Below are 18,525 nucleotides of genomic sequence, written 5' to 3'. Positions count from 1 at the left end.
AGTCATGCCTGAGTCTGGCAGAAGGGACTTGCACCCTTATCAGACCGAGAGTTCAGCCTTGTGGCTGGAAACGTTATGTACGGACTGATTACCGTGATTCACGTTTCAACGAATCGCACTAAGATTCTCCTTACTTGGGTACTACTCAGCTCAATTCCTGTCTTCTCTTTTAAATGTATGGCAAGTCTAGCTGTTGTCCATCTCCCGAATTCATAGCCATATTTCTCAGGTTCTACTTCAATTGTCTCTAGAAGTAAATCAATGTATTCTTCTGTAGCTTTTCGGTAGTTACCCTTCATCCTATCATCTTTAAAACTCTCTAATCGATCCGGATCACCATGAATACTCCAATAAGCTACTTTTCTGAGAGAACATCCAATTAGTTCAGCAGTTTGAGCTTGTGTATTTCCGTTATTTAGTAACAAAAAAATTAAGGCTATGAAGCCGAATGTCTGGATGATCATGCTCTTTTAATACTTGTTGAAGAGTTTCCTTTGTCTCGGAACTTAGAAAATTTTTAGCAGGCATTTACTTTTTCTGAATATCATTATGTTATATTATACCAAGATGCGTTTTAAATGCACAACAGCTTACCCGATCGCTCGCATTTCTGATTTCTCATATTCTTCACCCGCTTCATCACCTCTATAAATTTCTCCCTGCCTCCCACAGATTATTTTTTAAATAAAATATTAAAAATTCGCCTTTTTTTTTGGGGTAAAAAGCTTGACTTTGCTAGATTGACAATGTATTATTTAATAATGGGAATAGTGACAAAATTAAAATTTATGTCACCACTCCCATTATCTAAAATATACCCCAAAAATCAACAGCAGTCAATAGGTAAAAACTCTTTTCTTTACGCCGCAATTTGAAACTGCCAAAGGAACAGGAACGATACAAAAATCCATGCAAAAAAAGGCGAATTAAGCTTTGCAGGTTATCCTAGATTGTCTGGTGTCTGCCTGAATCACGAGAGGCAAGAGATCGATTTATGCCATCTCCGACTTAAGGGGGATGCGAGGAGGAGCGAGGCTAAACTAGAAACAAGATCGATCGCACATTTGATCCTTAAATTTATAGGCTTTGGCGGTCGTATCGGCCCGCGCCAAAAATTCGAGTAGTGCGTATCCAGCTAAAATAAAAAAAAGCAGGATTCGCACCCCGACTATTTCATGAAACAATCGCTGACTCCCCAAATCACCGCAGGTATCGGAATGGTTGTGGCGCTGCTAATTTGGAATGTGGCCACTTCCTACCGCAACACTCTCAAGTTAGTCCAAAACGAACGCTGGGTGGGCCACACTCACCAAGTTTTAACCGAACTCGAAGCCACGCTTTCTACCTTAAAAGATGCTGAAACCGGACAGCGCGGTTATTTGCTGACGGGAGAAGAACGTTATTTAGAACCGTATCACAGCGCGATCGACCGCATCAACGAACAAGTAGTCGGATTGCAGCAGCTAACCGCCGACAATAACCGGCAGCAACAGCGCATTCGCGACTTGAAAATTGCGATCGACTCTAAATTAGCCGAACTTGAAGGAACCATCAATCTGCGCCGCAAACAAAACTTAGCAGCAGCCGTGCGGCAAGTAAAAACCGGTAGGGGAAAGCAAATCATGGGCGACATTCGGCAGCAGATAGCCGCCATGACTGCCGAAGAAACTCAGCTATTGCAGCAGCGCGCCCGAGAATCTAAAAAAAGCGCTACTTTGACAATCGTGACTTTTACCGTTGCTGCTTTAGTAAATTTCCTGTTGATGCTATTGGTTTACTATTTGGTGAAGCGCGATCGAACTGTGCGCGACAAGGCCGAAATCAAGCAAAATCAACTGTTAGAACAGCTAGAACACGATCGCCACTTCCTACAATTAAGCGAAGAACGTTTCCGTCGCGCCATTCTCAACGCACCGCTGCCAATTATGCTGCACGCTGAAAACGGAGAAGTTTTGCAAATTAACTGCGCTTGGACAGAACTATCAGGCTACGAATACTCAGAAATTCCCACAATTGAAGATTGGACAGAAAAAGCTTACCACAGTCGCCAATCGCTAGTGCAAGCAGATATCGATCGGCTGCACCAATTAAACGCGCGCATTGCTGAAGGCGAATATATGATTGCCACAGCCAGCGGCGAAACTCGAATTTGGGACTTTTATTCCGCACCTTTAGGCCAGCTTTCCGACGGCCGAAGTTTAGTAATTAGTACCGCCATTGACATGACTGCGCGCAAGCAAGCAGAAGCGGAAATTCGGATGCTCAACGCTACCTTAGAACGGCGAGTAGAACTCCGCACCAATCAACTTCAAGCAGCTAACGAAGAATTAGAAGCTTTCACCTATACCGTCGCCCACGATTTGCGTGCTCCCCTGCGGGGAATGCAGGGATTAGCTGAAGCTTTATTAGAAGATTACCACCACATCCTCGACGAACTTGGTCAAGAATACGCCCAGCAAATTGTTAACTCTGGACACCAATTAGAAGAATTAATCCAAGATTTGCTAGCTTACAGCCGCCTGAGCCGCACTGATTTATCGCTGCAAGTTTTAGACTTAGAATCAGTTGTGGCCGAGGCAATTGCTATGGTACAAGGTGACGCTAAATCCAGGCACGCTCACATCAGTGTTCGATCGCCATTGCCTGCGGTAATTGCCCACCGCGTTACTTTAGTTCAAGTAATCGCCAATCTGCTCACCAATGCTATAAAATTTGTGGAAGGCACACCACCCCAAGTGCATATCTGGGCGCAAGAAATTGAGCAGCCTCAAGAGGGAGAGACAGAGAGCAATACAGTGGGAGAATTGACAAGGGGGACAGTGGGACAGTGGGAGCATTCCCAGTTACTTATCGCCAGCCCTCTATTGCCAGTCCGCATAATCCGTCTGTGGGTAGAAGACAACGGCATCGGTATTGCTCTAGAACATCAAAAACGCATTTTTCGCGTCTTTGAACGGCTGCACGGTATCGAGTCTTACCCGGGAACTGGTATAGGATTAGCTATTGTAAAAAAAGGAGTCGATCGCATGGGCGGTCAAGTTGGAGTGGAATCTCAAGTAGGACAAGGCAGTCGATTTTGGATACAACTGAGGAAGCATGACCCAAACGCAGACGATTTTACTGGTGGAAGATAACCCCGTGGATATTCTATTAATGCAGCGGGCATTTCGCCATGAGACTTTTGCTAATACTTCGCTGCAAATTGTTCGAGATGGAGATGCAGCGGTTTTTTATTTAAATGGGGACGGAGAATACAGCGATCGCGATCGCTATCCTTTACCTGCGATAATTTTACTAGATTTGAAATTGCCCAGACGATCCGGTCACGAAGTTCTGGTTTGGCTGAGGCAGCAGCCGGAACTAAAACGCTTGCCGGTGGTTATGCTTACTTCTTCTAGGCAAACACTTGATGTCAAGCGCGCTTACGATTTAGGGGTAAATTCTTATTTGGTTAAACCGGTCGGGTTTGCTTCTTTATTGGAAATGATGCAGAGTTTTAGCGAGTATTGGCTCAACTATAGCGAACTGCCGGAACCTAGCGAATTTTCGGGTTTGTAGTAGCGGTTTCCCGGTTTTTATTGCTTGTTTCCTCGTTACCAGGCTCTTTCGGGTAACGAGGAAATTAAGTTTCTAGTGAGTAAGCCCGTCCTGTATCATCTTAAAGGGGCGATTTCCCACATTTTTATGATGATCGATTGCCACTCTAGCTAAGCTGAAGTGCATTTAAATTGTATAGTAAAATTTAAGAAAAGTCTTGTGGGGAGTAGGGGTTGGGCCTAAGATCCTGCCCAAAAAATACAATTTAGATGCCCAACAGCTTAATAGCAAAATTATTAATTGTTACAGTGGTACACATTCTGGTAATGGACGACAACCTAACAGATAGGCTGCTGGTCAAACGCGAATTAGAGCGGCAATTCTCGCAATTGCAAATAACGGAAATTTTTGACGATAGATTATTCGGAAAAGCACGGAATCGAGGCAGATTCCATCTGGTAATTACTGATTACCAACTACGCTGGACGAACGGTTGAGTTGTGCTTAAAACTATTAAAGCCAGTTATCCAGAATGCCCGATTGTAATGTTTACAAATACTTTGATCGAAAACTTGCTAGAGTACAGCCACCTCAGCAAAGCTAACTTCGCACTAAAAGCAGTTTCTCTTCATTTAATTGTAGCTCGATCGCGCAACTAGATGCGGAAATTGCCCGAAAAAAAGCTCGGATAACGGTTGTCGAACCGCTACCTGCGGTGTTGGCACATCCTCCTACGCTGCTGCAAGTCTTGGTTAACTTGCTCTCCAATGCTCCACCAGTTCGTGCAGCCTGGGATAGCTCCCCAGGTGCGAGTTTATTCAGAAGCTGAGGAGGAATATATCTATCTTTGGGTAGAAGACAACGGCATTGGTATTGCACAAAGATTTCAAGAGAGGATTTTTGGGTTGTTCGATCGCCTGCACGGTCAAGAAGTGTATCGGGGGACGGGAATGGCGCTGGCGATAGCGAACAAAGGAGTCGATCGGATGGGGGGTGCGATCGGGCTGAAATCGACTCGGGGAATGGGTACCCGCTTCTGGGTAAAATTATTACGCAATTGCGAGAGTTGAGGAAGCAAGTTCGGCAACGCGCAGTGAATCGGGATTTAAAAGATGAGGTTCTAGGGAAGAAAGTTTTAACAGCAATATTCTGCTGTAGCTCAAAGAATCAATCAACCCGCTTGTTCACCCCCGAAGACAGAATAAACAATTAGTATAGTTATAGTTCACTACTCTCTTGCACCGTTTCCGCCTGAGCAGGCTTTCTGCTCTGTTTTAGAACAACTTACTTAATTAATTTGCTTGTGGGCACGCCCCTAAACGGCTGGTTGAAAATATTACAAGCTGTAAAATATAATAAAATACAAGCAAATACAATAAATTTATGGGCAAGTCTAATTAACCCACCAAGTAAATATTCAAATTATCGAGGTTGCTTAATAACAAATTTTTAGATTAAAGAATGTTTGCGCCAATACCAAAAGTAAAAGCCCAATGCTGTCTATTCTGTTAATCGACGACAACCCGAACGATCGCCTGATGATCGAGCGAGAACTGAGAAAAACTTTTCCAGATTTAGAAATTAAGTCCGTTATTGATATCCAAAGTCTCGAACAAATCCTGACTGCCGGGGGTTTTGATATAGTAATTACAGACTACCAACTTCACTGGAACGACGGATTAACTATTCTCCACAAAGTTCACAGTCGCTACCCCAATTGTCCGGTAATTATGTGTACTGACAGCGGCAGCGAACAAGTGGCAGTCGAAGCAATGAAAGCCGGCTTAAGCGATTACGTCTTCAAGGGGCGACACTTAAAGCGGCTGGCGGGGGCTGTGGCCGAAAGCTTGAAAAATCAGCAGTTGCGTGAGAACTACGCGAAAACGTCGGCGCAGTTGGCAATTTCAGAGGAAAGGCTGAGGTTGGCGATCGAAGCCTCGAAAATGGGAACTTGGGATTGGAATTTATTAAATGGCCAGGTCGTTTGGTCGGAGGGACACGAACAGTTATTCGGGCTGGAAAAAGGCAGTTTTGCGGGAACTTACGAAGCGTTTTTTAGCTGCATTCACCCGGATGACCAGGCCTCGATCGCCCGGGCTGTTACCTTGGCTTTAGAAAACAAAATAGAATACCAATACGAATTTAGAGTCATTTGGCCTGACGGCAGCTTGCACTGGATCGCGAGTAGGGGCAAGTTTTTTGATGATGATACGGGTAAATCGGTGCGATCGAGCGGGGTGGTTTGGGATATTACCGATCGTAAATTATCGGAAGCCAGGGTGCAAGAAAGCGAGGAAAACTTGCGCTTTGCCCTAGAAGCAGCTAATACGATCGCTTTTAGCTGGGATGTGGCATCGGGGGAAGTCCGCCGTTCGTCCAATGCCGAAACACAGAGGGGTTTGGGCCCAGACAGCACCTTTGGTACTTTTGAGCAAAAAAAGAATGCGGTGCATCCAGAAGACCGCGAAAGCTTTTTGGCAGATTTGGATGCCGCACTCAGCGGGACGGGAGTCTACGAGTCGGAATACCGCCAACTGACCCCCGACGGCTCAGTGATTTGGCTTCACGACAAAGGGCGGGTGGTTTTTGACGCATCCGGCACACCCCTTCGGCTGTTCGGGGTGGCGATCGACATTACGGATCGCAAACAATTAGAATACGATCGCTCCCGCGCCTTGGCCCGCGAGCGGTCGTATTTGCACCGCCTGCAAAAGTTAACCTCCGCGTCAGTAGCTATCAACTCCACCCTGTCGGTGGCAGAAATACTTCAGTTAGCGGCAGATAGCGCCCGCCAAATTCTGGAAGTTCACCAGGTAGCGGTGAACCTCAACCCGGCGGCAAACTGGGATGCGGGAATTAGCAAGTTTTCCATGTCAGAAAAATACGCCGCCTGGCAAGATTACTGCGAACAACCAGACGGTACGGGCATTTACCAACAAGTTTGCCAGCACCAACAGGCGATGCGAATGACTCAAAGCGAGTTAGAGGCTCACCCGGCCTGGCGGGGGTTCGGCAAGGCTGCGGGCAAGCACCCGCCGATGCGGGGCTGGCTGGCTGTACCGCTGACGGCTAGGGACGGCAGAAATCTCGGATTGATTCAGTTGTCGGACAAGTATGAGGGGGAGTTTGCCGAAGATGATGAAACTATTTTAATGCAGTTGGCTCAGGCGGTGTCGGGGGCGATCGACAATGCCCGACTTTACGAGGAATCTCAGCAAGCAAATCGCATGAAAGATGAGTTTTTGGCAACTCTTTCTCATGAGTTGCGATCGCCCTTAAACGCGATTTTGGGCTGGGCGCAACTGCTGCAGCAACGCAATTTCAATCCGGCTGCTACTGGGCGGGCTTTATCCACTATTGAGCGAAATGCTAAATTGCAAACTCAATTGATTGATGATTTGCTGGATATTTCGAGAATTATTCGCGGCAAGTTGACTTTGAATCCTTGTGCGGTAAATTTGATTTCGATGGTGGAAGCAGCGGTGAATACGGTGCGGTTGGCCGCCGATGCTAAGTCGATCGATTTACGGTTTGCAATTGTAGATTTGGGCTGGGAGACGGCAGAGTTTTCCGAAACCGGGGAGATTTCTGGCAATCCTGAATCTCAGTTAAATCCGAAATTTTGGGTATCAGGAGACCCCGGCCGCTTGCAGCAAGTAATTTGGAATTTGCTGACGAATGCGATTAAGTTTACGCCGCGCGGGGGGCGAGTTGAAATCCGACTTTCGAGAGTTGATTCGGAGGTTGAGCTGGCTGTTACCGACACGGGAATTGGGATTGCTCCGAATTTTTTGCCTTACGTGTTTGACTCTTTCCGCCAAGCGGATGCTACGATTACTCGCAATTATAGCGGTTTGGGGCTGGGTCTGGCGATCGTCCGGCAGTTGGTGGAACTCCACGGTGGCACGGTTTGGGCGAGCAGTCCGGGACTGGATATGGGATCGACTTTTACTTTCCGTCTCCCTGCGATGCAGGTAAATTCGCTCGCAAGCGAGGAAGCGCAGGTTTTGGCTGGCGCTGGTAATTTACTGGGAGTTAAGGTTTTGCTGGTTGATGACGAGATTGATTCGCGGGAATTTATGAGGTTTGTCTTGGCAGATTCCGGGGCCGCTGTCAGGGCCGCATCGTCTGCTGCTGAGGCGTTTGAGGTGGCTTCGCAGTTTGGGCCGGATGTTGTGGTCAGCGATATCGGAATGCCGGAGGAAGACGGCTATTCGCTGCTACGAAGGCTGCGTTCTTTGAACACGCAGACAGGGAAATTTTGGGCGATCGCTCTGACGGCTTATGCTAGGGATGAAGACCGCGATCGTGCTTTTGCTGCAGGTTTCGATCGGCATCTGTCTAAACCTGTGCAACCCGATGTGTTGGTAGAGACTATAGTCAAGTTGAGGCAGCAAGGGCTAACAACTTAAAAATTTGTCTTAATAATTGGGAATTGGTAAGGGAAAAGTGGTAAATAGGAATTGGGAATTGTGCTTGTAGTGACGACTTTAATCCTCGTAAAACTCGCTGGTACTTGCATTCCTCACTACCAATCTATAATGCTGATTTTACCGACACGACCTGATTAACCCCACTGGATATCGACGGAAATCGCTCAACTGAAAAATATAAAAATTTGTATTTTTCAAACTATTCAACTTCTGCTTGTGGGGCTTTGCTTCTCGCCCGCCTAAAATATGCAATTTCTATGCCGATTAGGTGATTGGTTTGTGTTAATATGCTAAAATATTAAACAACCACGCGGTAATAATTAGGTGGACAAACTTCAGACAGATATAGAGGCAATTTACTCTCAAATAGAGGAATTGCGCCTGGAACGCCAGCAGCTTAGTATTGCCGATGTTGTCCCAGCAGGTGATTCGCCCCAAGCGATCGCCGATGCTTATCGTCGTCACGCGAGGGAAACAGCACAAGTGTCGGCAGAAGTCAAGGGGATTGATGATGCGATCGCGGCTCTGTCTGCTCAACTGAGTCAGAAACAGCAGCAGTCGGTAAAGTTGCAAAGAATCACTCCGATGGAGGAGCAAGTTGAAGAAGGAAGAGTGCTCGCTCACGGACACGCGGAACGGATTAATGAACTGGCGGCGGAGCTGGCGGCGGAAGTGAAGGGACTCAAAGCCATCGCCGACCAAATTAGTCCTAGCTACTGGCAGGTTTATTACAAGCCTTTTATTACTGGTTTTAAGAGTATTTCTGTTCCCTACGTGCGATCGGACGGGGATGTTTGGACTATTGTCAATCGAGTAGTTTAGAGAGGCTGCGGGAGCAGAAATAATCAGCGCTCAAGACAATTTTTTTCCTGTCCCTATTCCTCTACCTCAACCTCGCAGCAATTGCTTAATAGTGCCGACCAATTCTTGAGGGTGAAATGGCTTGGCGATGTAAGCGTCGGCTCCTTGTTTCATTCCCCAATAGCGATCAAACTCTTCGCTTTTGCTAGAGCACATTACCACCGGCAAATTTTGGGTTTTAGGGTCGCTTTTGAGCCTGCGACAGACTTCGTAGCCGTTCATCCGGGGCATCACGATATCCAGAACCACTAAATCTGGGCGGTTAGCCTTGATTTGCTCTAGAGCTTCTACGCCATCACTCGCTACCGTGACGTTGAGTCCTCTACCTTTGAGCAAGTCGGCGATCATCTCCCGCAGAGTGACGCTATCATCAACAACCATAACTGTACTCATAGAATAATCCCTACCAAGTTTCTGGGTTGAAACGTTCACATTAACGTTTACACTAACGTTCACCTTCAAAGGTGTCTTTTCCTGATTGAGATTGCGCTCTGCTAAATGTAGTTTACCCACTTTTGCTGATTTCTCAATCATTTTCTGAGTAATTACAGCAAAATTTAAAGATCCGCGCAACCTCGGTTGACACACGAGGCTATGTCCGTTAGTCTATCATTTTCTTTCTCAAATGGTACTATTATCAAAAAATCAGGGTATAGCTTGGTTATGCGTTTCCCGTTGAGGACGGCGGCGCTCGGCCACCTGCATCAACATTTCTCTAATTAGGATTTTTCGTACCTAAAGCGGATAGTTTTTGGTCGTAGAGCGTGTCTAAAACGACCGGGCGCTGGCGGTAGCTGTGACCGGTGTTTTTGCAGCCATTAGCAACGATTCCCAAGACGGAAGCTCCAGAAATTTTTAATTCTTCTAAAACTTTGCGAACTTGCGATCGGTCTGTTTGCCCAATTTGGACGACCATAATCGTAGCGTCTGTGCGAGCTGCGATCAAGTGGGTGTCTGCCAAGCCTGCTAATGGCGGGGTGTCATAAATTACTAAGTCAAAAAATGCTTGAAATTGCTCCATCAGATACTGCATTTTTTTGGAAGAAAGAAGCTTGATGGGATCGGGGGGAATTTGACCTGCGGTGAGTACGAACAAATTTTCTTGGTTCGGGACTCGTTGAATCGCGTCGTTGAGGCTGAGATCTGTGGAGATGGCATCGCCCAGGCCACGCACGTTTGGCAGTCCTAACTTAGCGTGCAGTTGCGGGCAGCGCAAATCTGCATCTACTAACAATACTCGCTGTCCGACTGCTGCTGCTGTGGCGGCCAGGTACAAAGCTACTGTAGATTTGCCGTCTCCGGCTACGGCTGAGCCGACTAAGAGCGATCGAATTGCCGTGCCTGCACTCAGTAAGTGAATGTTCGTGTAGAGCGATCGAAATGCTTCTAAAAATTGATAGTCCAAGTCGCTCAAAATACTTGGGCCCCCGCTCATAGAACCAGTATGTCTAGCTTCGCCCGGTTCGACTACTTCGACTTTCGAGTTCGATCGAGCCGATGTTAGTTTCCTCTGTCTGGCTGGCGGTCTGCGCTTGACTTTTTTGGTAAACGGAATTACCCCGAGTATTGGCAATCTTGTGGCCATTCTCAGTGATTCAGGAGTGTGGAACACAGTATTTAGTACCTCTACCAGCAAGCCGACTGCTATGCCCAGCAGACTGCTTAAAATTACTGCCAGCGCTAACTGTTTTCTGGTTTGTTTGACGGTAGCTGTTAGAGGGTTGCCGAATTTGTCTCGCGGAATTTCCGGAGGATTTATCAGCACCCAGGGGATTTGCTCCTGAGCTGCATCAATCCGCAAGGCTTCTCGTTTTGCCAAGAAGTCCGAAAAACTCTTAGTAACTACTTGCAGTTCCCGCTGTAAATTGTCGTATTGTCGGGTTGTGACAGAAAAGTTTCTAATTTTTTGGTTGAGAGCATTTTGCAAAGCTGTCATTTCGCGATCGCGCGCTTCAACTTCTTTAATTTGGCTCTCTAAATTTCCCATCACCACTTCTCTTGCTTGTTTAGTGGCAGTTAAAATCAGTTCTTCCCGACTTTTTCGCAGCGCTAAAACTGGCAAACTGTCTTCTCTGTACTGAGCTAATTTTAATGACAATTCCGAGTCTATTCTCTGAATTTGACCTAATAGTCCGCCGTAAGCTTGCCCTTGGGTCATCAGCACCCCCTGGGGATTATTTTCGTTGAGTAGTTTTTCATAGCTTTGGTAGAGGTTTCGCATCCCTTTTAGCTGAACTCTAATTTCTACTTGCTTGCCCCGAAGGCTTTGAACTTGTTCAGACAGAGATTTTCCCTCTATCTGGGGTTCAAACAAGTTGCTCTGCTGCCGCAATCTTTGGACTTGCAGTTGCAGAACTTCCACTCTTTCTCGGAGCTTTGGCAGCTCCGTATCTATAAATTTAATACCTTGATTAATGCCCATCAGCCGTTGCTGCAAGCTGTAATCTAGATAAGCTTTAGAAATTTTGTCCAATACGCGGTAAATTTTTTTTCTGTTTGAATCTTTGTAGCGAACTTGTAAAATTTTTGTGCCTTGCTGTTTGCCATCTTTCGTGTAGCTGACTCGCTGGATAGACATTTTTGAGATCAGTTCGCTATAGTTCATTTTGGGATACGAAGCCCGCAATTCCTCAATTATTGGCTGCATCATTTTGGGACTTCGCAAAATCCTAATTTGGGTTTCGTAGTCTAGTAGGCTAATTCCTTCTATATTAATTCTTGCTAAGTCGGCAGCTTGGGTGTTGTTTAATTGTTTGGATTGCAAACCTTCAGCCGTGGCTGGTTCTACCAACAAGGAAAAGGAGCCTTCATACTCGATCGTAATCTGTTTAGACGTGAGGACGATCGCTGTTCCTGCCAGGGCGCTCAAAGCAATGGTGGCTGCTGCCATGACCAGGAAGCGACGGCGCACGACGCCTAACAGCCAGGACAAGTCTAGCTTTTCTTCTTCTCTCTCCTCTACGAAGTGATCTCTGTAGTTCTGAGCAGATAACTCCGGCAGTTTGCCGTTCGATTTGGGTGTGAAGGGTTGGTAATCTTGTCTGCTATCCATATTCAGCCAGGGTATTTTTGAGGTTGATATTTTTGAGGTTGATATTTTTGAAGTGGCCTGGTCGCGGCTGGGTAATCTTATTGTTTAGTTTATTCTAGCCTTTGCCAGGAATTATCCACCTCACCCGCCGCCTTCTTACCTGAATAAAAATCGGAGAACGTTTATAAAATTTAACACTCCCGTAGCTGGCCCGACAGGTCCGATGACAGCGTTCATGCGATCGACAAAATTGACGAGACCCCTGCGAGATACGATAATCATGTCGTTGTTGCGAAGTTGAGGATTGGTTTCTTCGTTAATTCCTTGAGTTAAATTGACTTCGATCGTCCGTTTAGTAGCTGTACCGTCGTTATTGAGGCGGACTAGCTCAACTTTATCTCTTCTAGCTCTGGTATTCTCGTAGCCAAAAAATCCTCTGGAAATTAAAGCTTGATTCAGTGTGGCATTAGCTGGGAGCCTCAAGGGATCGAGGGATGTTCTGAGTTCTCCTACTACAAAAACGTTAATGCCGACAGGGGCAAAGTTAGTGCTCGCGAGTACGCCAGCTTCTGCAGGGTTGACGATCGTAGCTTTGGGCACGATGATCGTGTCTCCCTCCTGGAGGATGGTATCTTGGGCGCCGTCCCCGGACTCTAGGAACTGCCACAGGTTGACTGGGATAATTTGTTCGCCTCTTCTGGTGACGCGCCGCACTTGGATTTGCCGGATGTCGGCATCCGAGGTGATGCCGCCAGCTAGCTGAATGGCCCGGATGACGGTGGGGAAACCTTCGCGGCTGAGGTCGTTTGTGGTGTTGCCGCCGATCACGACGTAAGCCCCGGGGCGGGTGACTTGACCAACGATGGAGATCGATCGAGGTTTTTCTGGGGGTGGCGAAAAGTTGGCCGTCGCAAATTGACGAGCTTCAGCTTGGTTGAAGTTGGCGACTGTGGGAATCACGATTGTGTCTCTGTCTTGCAAAATGATGTCTTGAGAGATGTCTCCTTCTTGCAAGAATTTCCACAGGTTGACGCTGAGCACTTGATCGGGGCCGTCTCGTTGGGGACGGCGGACGCGGATGTTGCGGATGTCGGCGACACCCGTGACGCCTTCTGCGAGTCTGATCGCTTGGGTGACGGTGGGGTACTGGACACTCGGCGTGGCTCCCGGACCAGGAGTTAGGGTAATGGTGAAGTTTCCGGGCCTGGTGACTTCTCCGATGACGCCGACGTTGAGGGGGCGGGCGGCGACGAGGCTGACTGTGACTAGGGGGTCTTTGAGGACGCGGCGGTAGGCGTTGCGGATGATGTTGGTGGCTTCTACTAAGGTGCGGCCACGGACGGAGACCAAGCCGATCTGGGGCAGGTTGACTGAACCGTCGGAAAGAACTTCGTAGCCGCGGCTGAGTTCGGGTACTTCGAGTATTTCTACTTGGATGCGATCGCCGCCGCCGAGTTTATAGCTTTCCGGCGATCTCCTAACGGGCGCAACATTCTGGGCTTGGTCTGCGCCTAGCGGGATGGGCAGTTGGGCCGGGGTGCTTCTGGCGTCAGCGAGGACACTGGAAGCAAACAAGACAACACCCACAACCGACCGGGCTATCTGTCCTGGAAAATGGGTGTTAACCATACACCACCTAATTTTATTGACTATGATTTATATAAGTGTAGCCTTTTTAGTGCTGGGCAAAAAGCTCATTATTTTAAGCGATCGCCGAAAAAAGGATGCTGTATTTTTGCTTTATCCCTAATTTCTGTGTTAGCGTGGTTGCGGGTTGACGGCTATATTTTATATCTAGATAATTTGCTCTTATTTCGGATAAAGGAAAGCAATTATGACTGAACCAGTGTCTCTACCAAATATGCTGAAAGAGCTAATTTTAGGTAGTTATTCATTGAGATGGATGCTACTTGCTATAGTCGCGATCGCCACTCTACTATTATTTCAATTCGCTAGCTATAAAAAAATAGGTTTGGCTTTAGAAAAAAGCTTTGCTGGTCTTTATATTTTTATTTCTCCCTTCCTGACACAGCCTCCTTTTAATTACTTACATTTTGTGAATCTTAAAGATCCCGAAGGTGGCATATTAAAACTCATACCTTATTTTTTTTACCCCTGGGTAGTATTAATTTTAACTTCAAGGGTTAAAATTTTTAGTAGCAATTTTATAGAAACTTTTGCTAAAATATTGATAATGAATCCTTTCTTTTTACTTTATACATTACTTCCATTACTGTCTACCTTATGGTCTATAGTTCCTGAAGAAACGCTAAGAGCAGCCCTAGCTTTTTCAGGATTTACTGCTTTCGGGTTTTACATTGCAGCCCAATATAAATGGGAGGATTTATCTCGTTTTTGGCGGTGGGGATACACGGCAATCGGTTTGGCAAGTTTTGTAATGAAACCCCCTGGAGCAGGCGAGTTTGTCGGCTTAACCCAATCAAAAAATTCTTTGGGGGGAGTCTTAGCTCTCTGTACGGCATTTTGGTATTTGCATTATTCTCAAGGAGCTAAAACTCAGAAAGAGCGCTGGATTGCTTTGGGAATGATGTTCTTTTCATTTTACCTAGTAAGGGCTAATAAATCAGGAGCGGCTCTAGTGATTACTATCATATTAATAATTGCAGTGTCTTCACTAAATCTTCTAAAAAAATTAAGTTTTCAGTGGGCTTTTACTGCGATTATATGTTTCCTGGTGCTCAGCATAATTATGACTGTTTTTATAGTAGACAACCTAGAGGATATTATTGTAGGTGGGTTAGGCAAGGACTTGACTCTAACTGGGCGGACAGAATTCTGGCCGCAGTTAATGGCTGCGGTCAATCAGCGCCCCTGGTTTGGCTACGGATACGATGGATTTTTTCAACAAGATAAGTTAGGCGCCGCTACTCCTGCTTATTTTATTTATACTCCTAATGGATTTCAACCTAAAAATCCTCACAATGGGGCGATCGGGATCTTGTTAGCCTTCGGGTGGCCGGGATTAATTTTAATGATGACTTCCTTGCTGCTCAATTTAGCTTACGCAGTTCGGTATTTGAGTCGTAGCACTCTGGAAGAAGCGGGAATACCTATTTGTTTTCTAGTCTCTATTATTATAAGCAACATCACAGAAAGTTATATTATAGAGATAGCAAATCCTTGGCTGAGTTACGCAATGTTGACGGTTCGACTTGCGATAGATAATGCTAACAATAGTTCTAACAGTAGCACCAGTAACGCTCAAAGGCGTTCTTTAGCTCGCACTGTCCATTGAAGTAACCTTTATTGGGCGGAGCGTGGAGCCAGTTGTGGTATGTTGTTATAGGATCAACCAGTCTAATTTTGCGAGATTGCCGACCCTGCTAGAACCGCGTTTGTGTTTTGTAAAGATTTAAAATATTCTGATGCTAGATAAGTTAACTGCGGTCAGTCAAAAGCTCGGCCCTAATCTGCGCCAGGTACTCAGCAACATAGCTTGGCTGTTCACTGACCAAATCTTGCAGATGGGTCTAGGTCTGTTTGTAGGCCTTTGGGTGGCTCGCTATCTTGGTCCGACACAATTTGGATTGCTCAACTACGCGCTCGCCTTTGTGTCGCTGTTTAGTTCGGTAGCAACTATGGGCTTGGGTACTCTGGTAGTGAGGAATATCGCTCGCGACCCAGAATGCAAAAATGAGACCCTGGGAACTGCCTTCGGACTGCAATTTACTGGTGGCTGCATCACTTTGGTGTTAACTGTCACCGTGATTGCGTTACTCAAGCCCAACGACACTCTGACTCGGTGGCTGGTAGGTATCATCGCAGCAGGAACTATCTTTAATGCTTTTGAAGCAATCAATTTTTGGTTTCAGTCCCAAATCCAGTCAAAATATACAGTGTTGGCTAAAAATTCAGTATGTTTTTTAGTTGCTGCTGTCAGAATTGGGTTAGTAACAATTAAAGCCCCCCTGCTTGCCTTCGCCTGGGTTCGATTGGCAGAGGTGGCATTGGTAGGAATGGCTTATGTATATTTTTATCAGCTTACGGGGAATAAAATTAAGGATTGGCATTTTAGTTGGAAACGGTGTAAGGAACTGCTATCGGAGAGTTGGCCGATAATTTTGTCGGGATTGGCAATTTATGTGTACTCAAAGACCGATCAGATAATGCTCGGTGCGATGAATCAAAATGCTCAACTGGGCTATTATGCTGCTGCTGTTAAAATTTCGGAAATCTGCGATTTTTTGCCGATGATCATATCCAGCTCTATTTTTCCCAAATTAGCGAATTTGAGAAAGACAAATTATGAAGAATATCTAAATAAATTTCAAATTTACTCGGATATTATGATATTTTTATGGTTGGGAGTTGCCATACCGATATCATTACTTTCTCCCTGGATAGTGCATCTACTTTACGGTGAAAAATATGCACAGTCAGCAGCGGTGCTTGGAATCTATGTTTGGGCGCAATTTGGCAGTAACTTTGGAGTAGCAAGGAGTACATATTTGAACATAGAAGGTCAGTTGCGCTACGGTCTTTACTTGACTGTAGTCGGCTCTATTTTTAATGTAGGGTTAAACTTTTTGCTAATTCCTAAGTATGGAGCTTTTGGAGCAACGGTGGCTACTCTGATAACTTATTTTTACGTGATTATATTAGTCAATTTCTTGATTAAGGAATTGCGCCCATTCGGAAATTTAATCTGGCGATCCCTTAACTTATACAAGGCCGCTTGTAGAATCAGAGGATTAGTAAAATGATTCAAATTAAACCTAAAATCGAACAGCGCTCGAATTGCCCCTATTGTGGAACAGAACTTAATCCAAAAAATGTTCTGTGGCAGGGTATCCACATTGTTCTAGACTCTAAGTGCGAGGGATGCGGCAGCGAGATAATCGACGATTTGAGAGTAGGTCATGGAGTGAAAAACTACATCCAAGTTAATTTAATAAAAGGAGAAATTTTTGCAGCCGATGCTTACAAGAAGGAATGGTTAGGCAAACCCTTACTTAATTCACTCCAAAATCCTCAACCGGAAAAAGTTGAGATTGTAAAAGAAATTTTTAAACACTGCAATCGGGTAATTATCTTAAACTGTATAGATCATCTTTATGGTCACTCCCTGCTCAAGTTGCTCAATGCACAAAGGCACTTAGAATGCAACTCTGACTACGGGTTAGTTGTGATAGTTCCTAAGTTCTTAAGGTGGATGGTTCCCGATGAAGTTGCAGAAATCTGGGCAGTACCTATTTCTTTAAAAAATGGTCAGAATTACTATCCCAGTTTCGCCGAGTTTGTTGAAGAAGAAAGTAAACGCTTTGATGAAATTTATGTCAGCGAAGCCCATTCTCATCCTAGCCAGTTTGACATCACGCGCTTTACTAGAGTTCCCAAACACAAATTTGATGAACCCGAAACAAGAATTACTTTTATTTGGCGGGAAGATCGTTTATTAGTTAACAGTGGGCTGTTCCGAATTCTGAAAAAGCTCAATCAACGAGAAAGGGCATTGCCCTTGCAAAATTTAAAAATTCAGCAGTTATTTGAGAAGATCAGGTTGCAAGTACCAGAAGCAAAATTTGCAGTGGCTGGTCTGGGGACAAAAACTAAGTTCCCAGAATGGATTGAAGATTACAGGGTGGATAGTTTTAATGAAAAAATTGAAAAGGAGATTTGCCACCTTTATTCAGAGAGCCGCTTAATAATTGGTCTTCACGGCTCTAATATGCTGCTACCCTCTGCTCATGCTGGTATGACAATTGATTTGATAGATGAAAGGTGGCGAAACTTTGCCCAAGATATTTTATACCAAGAAAGCGACCCGAGAATGGCGACTTTTCGCTATAGATTTTTGCCGTATCAGACTAGCAATGATACACTGGCATTCATCGCGGCTGTGATGGTTCTGAATTGGTCTAAGTTTAAATCCCAGATGACTGCTGATCTTATATAAAATCGGGCTAATTAGACATACTACAGAACCCGCGATCGTTCAACTATTTTCCGTGTTATAAATATGGATGAACTTGTCAATGTTGTGAAAGTCTTTGACATTTTTTCTTAACCATTGTTCCTCCTGGTCCCACCACTTAAACTTCAGCAGAAAATCAATTTTTTGTTCATCAAACCTATAGCGAATAAGTTTTGCCGGAATTCCTCCATATATAGCATAAGGTGGCACATCTTTTGTGACCACGGCTCCGGCTGCGATAATGGCTCCATCACCAATAGTTACACCATCTACAACAATAACATTTGAGCCAATCCAAACATCATTGCCGATATGGACTGTTTTTTCCTCTTCCTCAAAATATTTTTGGTCTACAAAGGTTGTCCCTACTAGCATCTTTGGCGAATAAAATATCGGATGGCTTGAAACAAAATTTCCCACAGGATGTAAGCCTAAGCGAATGATGCAGTTTGGCCCTATCGAACAAAAATTGCCGACAACACCATTGAAAATTCGCGTATTATCGCGCACATAAGTGTAAGAACCAATGACAGAACCTTCTATGGCTACACGACTAGACACACTAACATGGTGACTGATAGTGGAATTTGTAACCAAAGCCATATAGTCTTGATAAAAATTATTATATTTAAACTTGTTTTTCCACCAATTGACTAAAAATCGCAGATATTCAGTGATGGGATTTTTGAGTATAGAGCTGAGAAATGTTGAGATTTTAGACATGGTTA

The 18,525-nt window shown here is 45.3% G+C and carries 15 protein-coding genes; 10 read left to right on the top strand and 5 right to left on the bottom strand.

Annotated features, from left to right (window positions below; genetic code table 11):
• Window positions 1–98 precede the first annotated feature (98 nt).
• Window positions 99–464 (bottom strand): helix-turn-helix domain-containing protein, encoded by a 366-nt coding sequence (locus QUB11_RS20960; RefSeq protein WP_333205379.1) that lies wholly within the window; start codon window positions 462–464, stop codon window positions 99–101.
• A 711-nt stretch (window positions 465–1,175) separates the two neighbouring features.
• Here QUB11_RS20960 and QUB11_RS20955 point away from each other — a divergent pair.
• The 7 genes from QUB11_RS20955 to QUB11_RS20925 all read left to right on the top strand — a co-directional run bounded on the left by QUB11_RS20955 (window position 1,176) and on the right by QUB11_RS20925 (window position 8,792).
• Window positions 1,176–3,134 carry a CHASE3 domain-containing protein gene (locus tag QUB11_RS20955; RefSeq protein WP_333205380.1) on the top strand — a complete coding sequence of 653 codons (1,959 nt, stop codon included), beginning with the start codon at window positions 1,176–1,178 and terminating at the stop codon, window positions 3,132–3,134.
• Window positions 3,097–3,558, top strand: coding sequence for a response regulator (locus QUB11_RS20950; protein WP_333205381.1), 462 nt, complete (start codon window positions 3,097–3,099; stop codon window positions 3,556–3,558). Before QUB11_RS20955 ends, QUB11_RS20950 begins: the two co-directional genes overlap by 38 nt.
• Before the next feature lie 248 nt (window positions 3,559–3,806).
• A complete protein-coding gene (locus QUB11_RS20945) occupies window positions 3,807–4,034 on the top strand; it encodes a response regulator (RefSeq protein WP_333205382.1) in 228 nt (75 codons plus the stop codon).
• A 3-nt stretch (window positions 4,035–4,037) separates the two neighbouring features.
• Entirely contained in the window at window positions 4,038–4,196 is a 159-nt protein-coding gene (locus QUB11_RS20940; RefSeq protein ID WP_333205383.1) for a hypothetical protein, read from the top strand.
• Between the two features lie 108 nt (window positions 4,197–4,304).
• Window positions 4,305–4,607: an ATP-binding protein gene (locus QUB11_RS20935; protein ID WP_333205384.1), complete on the top strand. Its 303-nt coding sequence runs from the start codon at window positions 4,305–4,307 to the stop codon at window positions 4,605–4,607.
• Window positions 4,608–5,030: 423 nt separating this feature from the next.
• Window positions 5,031–7,949 (top strand): response regulator, encoded by a 2,919-nt coding sequence (locus tag QUB11_RS20930; RefSeq protein ID WP_333205385.1) that lies wholly within the window; start codon window positions 5,031–5,033, stop codon window positions 7,947–7,949.
• A gap of 345 nt (window positions 7,950–8,294) precedes the next feature.
• Entirely contained in the window at window positions 8,295–8,792 is a 498-nt protein-coding gene (locus QUB11_RS20925) for a hypothetical protein (protein WP_333205386.1), read from the top strand.
• Between the two features lie 66 nt (window positions 8,793–8,858).
• On the opposite strand, the gene QUB11_RS20920 is transcribed toward QUB11_RS20925, so the two are convergent.
• The 3 genes from QUB11_RS20920 to QUB11_RS20910 all read right to left on the bottom strand — a co-directional run bounded on the left by QUB11_RS20920 (window position 8,859) and on the right by QUB11_RS20910 (window position 13,491).
• A complete protein-coding gene (locus QUB11_RS20920) occupies window positions 8,859–9,224 on the bottom strand; it encodes a response regulator transcription factor (RefSeq protein WP_039886668.1) in 366 nt (121 codons plus the stop codon).
• A 322-nt stretch (window positions 9,225–9,546) separates the two neighbouring features.
• Window positions 9,547–11,883 (bottom strand): polysaccharide biosynthesis tyrosine autokinase, encoded by a 2,337-nt coding sequence (locus tag QUB11_RS20915; protein ID WP_333205387.1) that lies wholly within the window; start codon window positions 11,881–11,883, stop codon window positions 9,547–9,549.
• Window positions 11,884–12,018: 135 nt separating this feature from the next.
• Window positions 12,019–13,491: a polysaccharide biosynthesis/export family protein gene (locus QUB11_RS20910; protein ID WP_333205388.1), complete on the bottom strand. Its 1,473-nt coding sequence runs from the start codon at window positions 13,489–13,491 to the stop codon at window positions 12,019–12,021.
• 343 nt (window positions 13,492–13,834) lie between these two features.
• On the opposite strand from QUB11_RS20910, the gene QUB11_RS20905 reads away from it, so the two are divergent.
• The 3 genes from QUB11_RS20905 to QUB11_RS20895 all read left to right on the top strand — a co-directional run bounded on the left by QUB11_RS20905 (window position 13,835) and on the right by QUB11_RS20895 (window position 17,779).
• Entirely contained in the window at window positions 13,835–15,118 is a 1,284-nt protein-coding gene (locus tag QUB11_RS20905; protein ID WP_333391619.1) for an O-antigen ligase family protein, read from the top strand.
• Window positions 15,119–15,248: 130 nt separating this feature from the next.
• Window positions 15,249–16,586 (top strand): flippase, encoded by a 1,338-nt coding sequence (locus QUB11_RS20900; RefSeq protein ID WP_333205390.1) that lies wholly within the window; start codon window positions 15,249–15,251, stop codon window positions 16,584–16,586.
• Window positions 16,583–17,779 (top strand): hypothetical protein, encoded by a 1,197-nt coding sequence (locus QUB11_RS20895; protein ID WP_333205391.1) that lies wholly within the window; start codon window positions 16,583–16,585, stop codon window positions 17,777–17,779. Before QUB11_RS20900 ends, QUB11_RS20895 begins: the two co-directional genes overlap by 4 nt.
• Window positions 17,780–17,818: 39 nt before the next feature.
• Here the strand turns inward: QUB11_RS20895 and QUB11_RS20890 are convergent, their stop codons facing one another.
• The gene (locus QUB11_RS20890; RefSeq protein ID WP_333205392.1) at window positions 17,819–18,520 is read right to left on the bottom strand and encodes a CatB-related O-acetyltransferase; all 702 of its coding nucleotides are present in this window, start codon (window positions 18,518–18,520) and stop codon (window positions 17,819–17,821) included.
• Window positions 18,521–18,525: the final 5 nt, after the last annotated feature.

The organism is Microcoleus sp. B6-A1 (assembly GCF_036705085.1).
Classification (GTDB): Bacteria; Cyanobacteriota; Cyanobacteriia; order Cyanobacteriales; family Microcoleaceae; genus Microcoleus.
The sequence above is the reverse complement of the archived record's forward strand: the minus strand, read 5'-3'. Positions and strand labels throughout refer to the sequence as shown.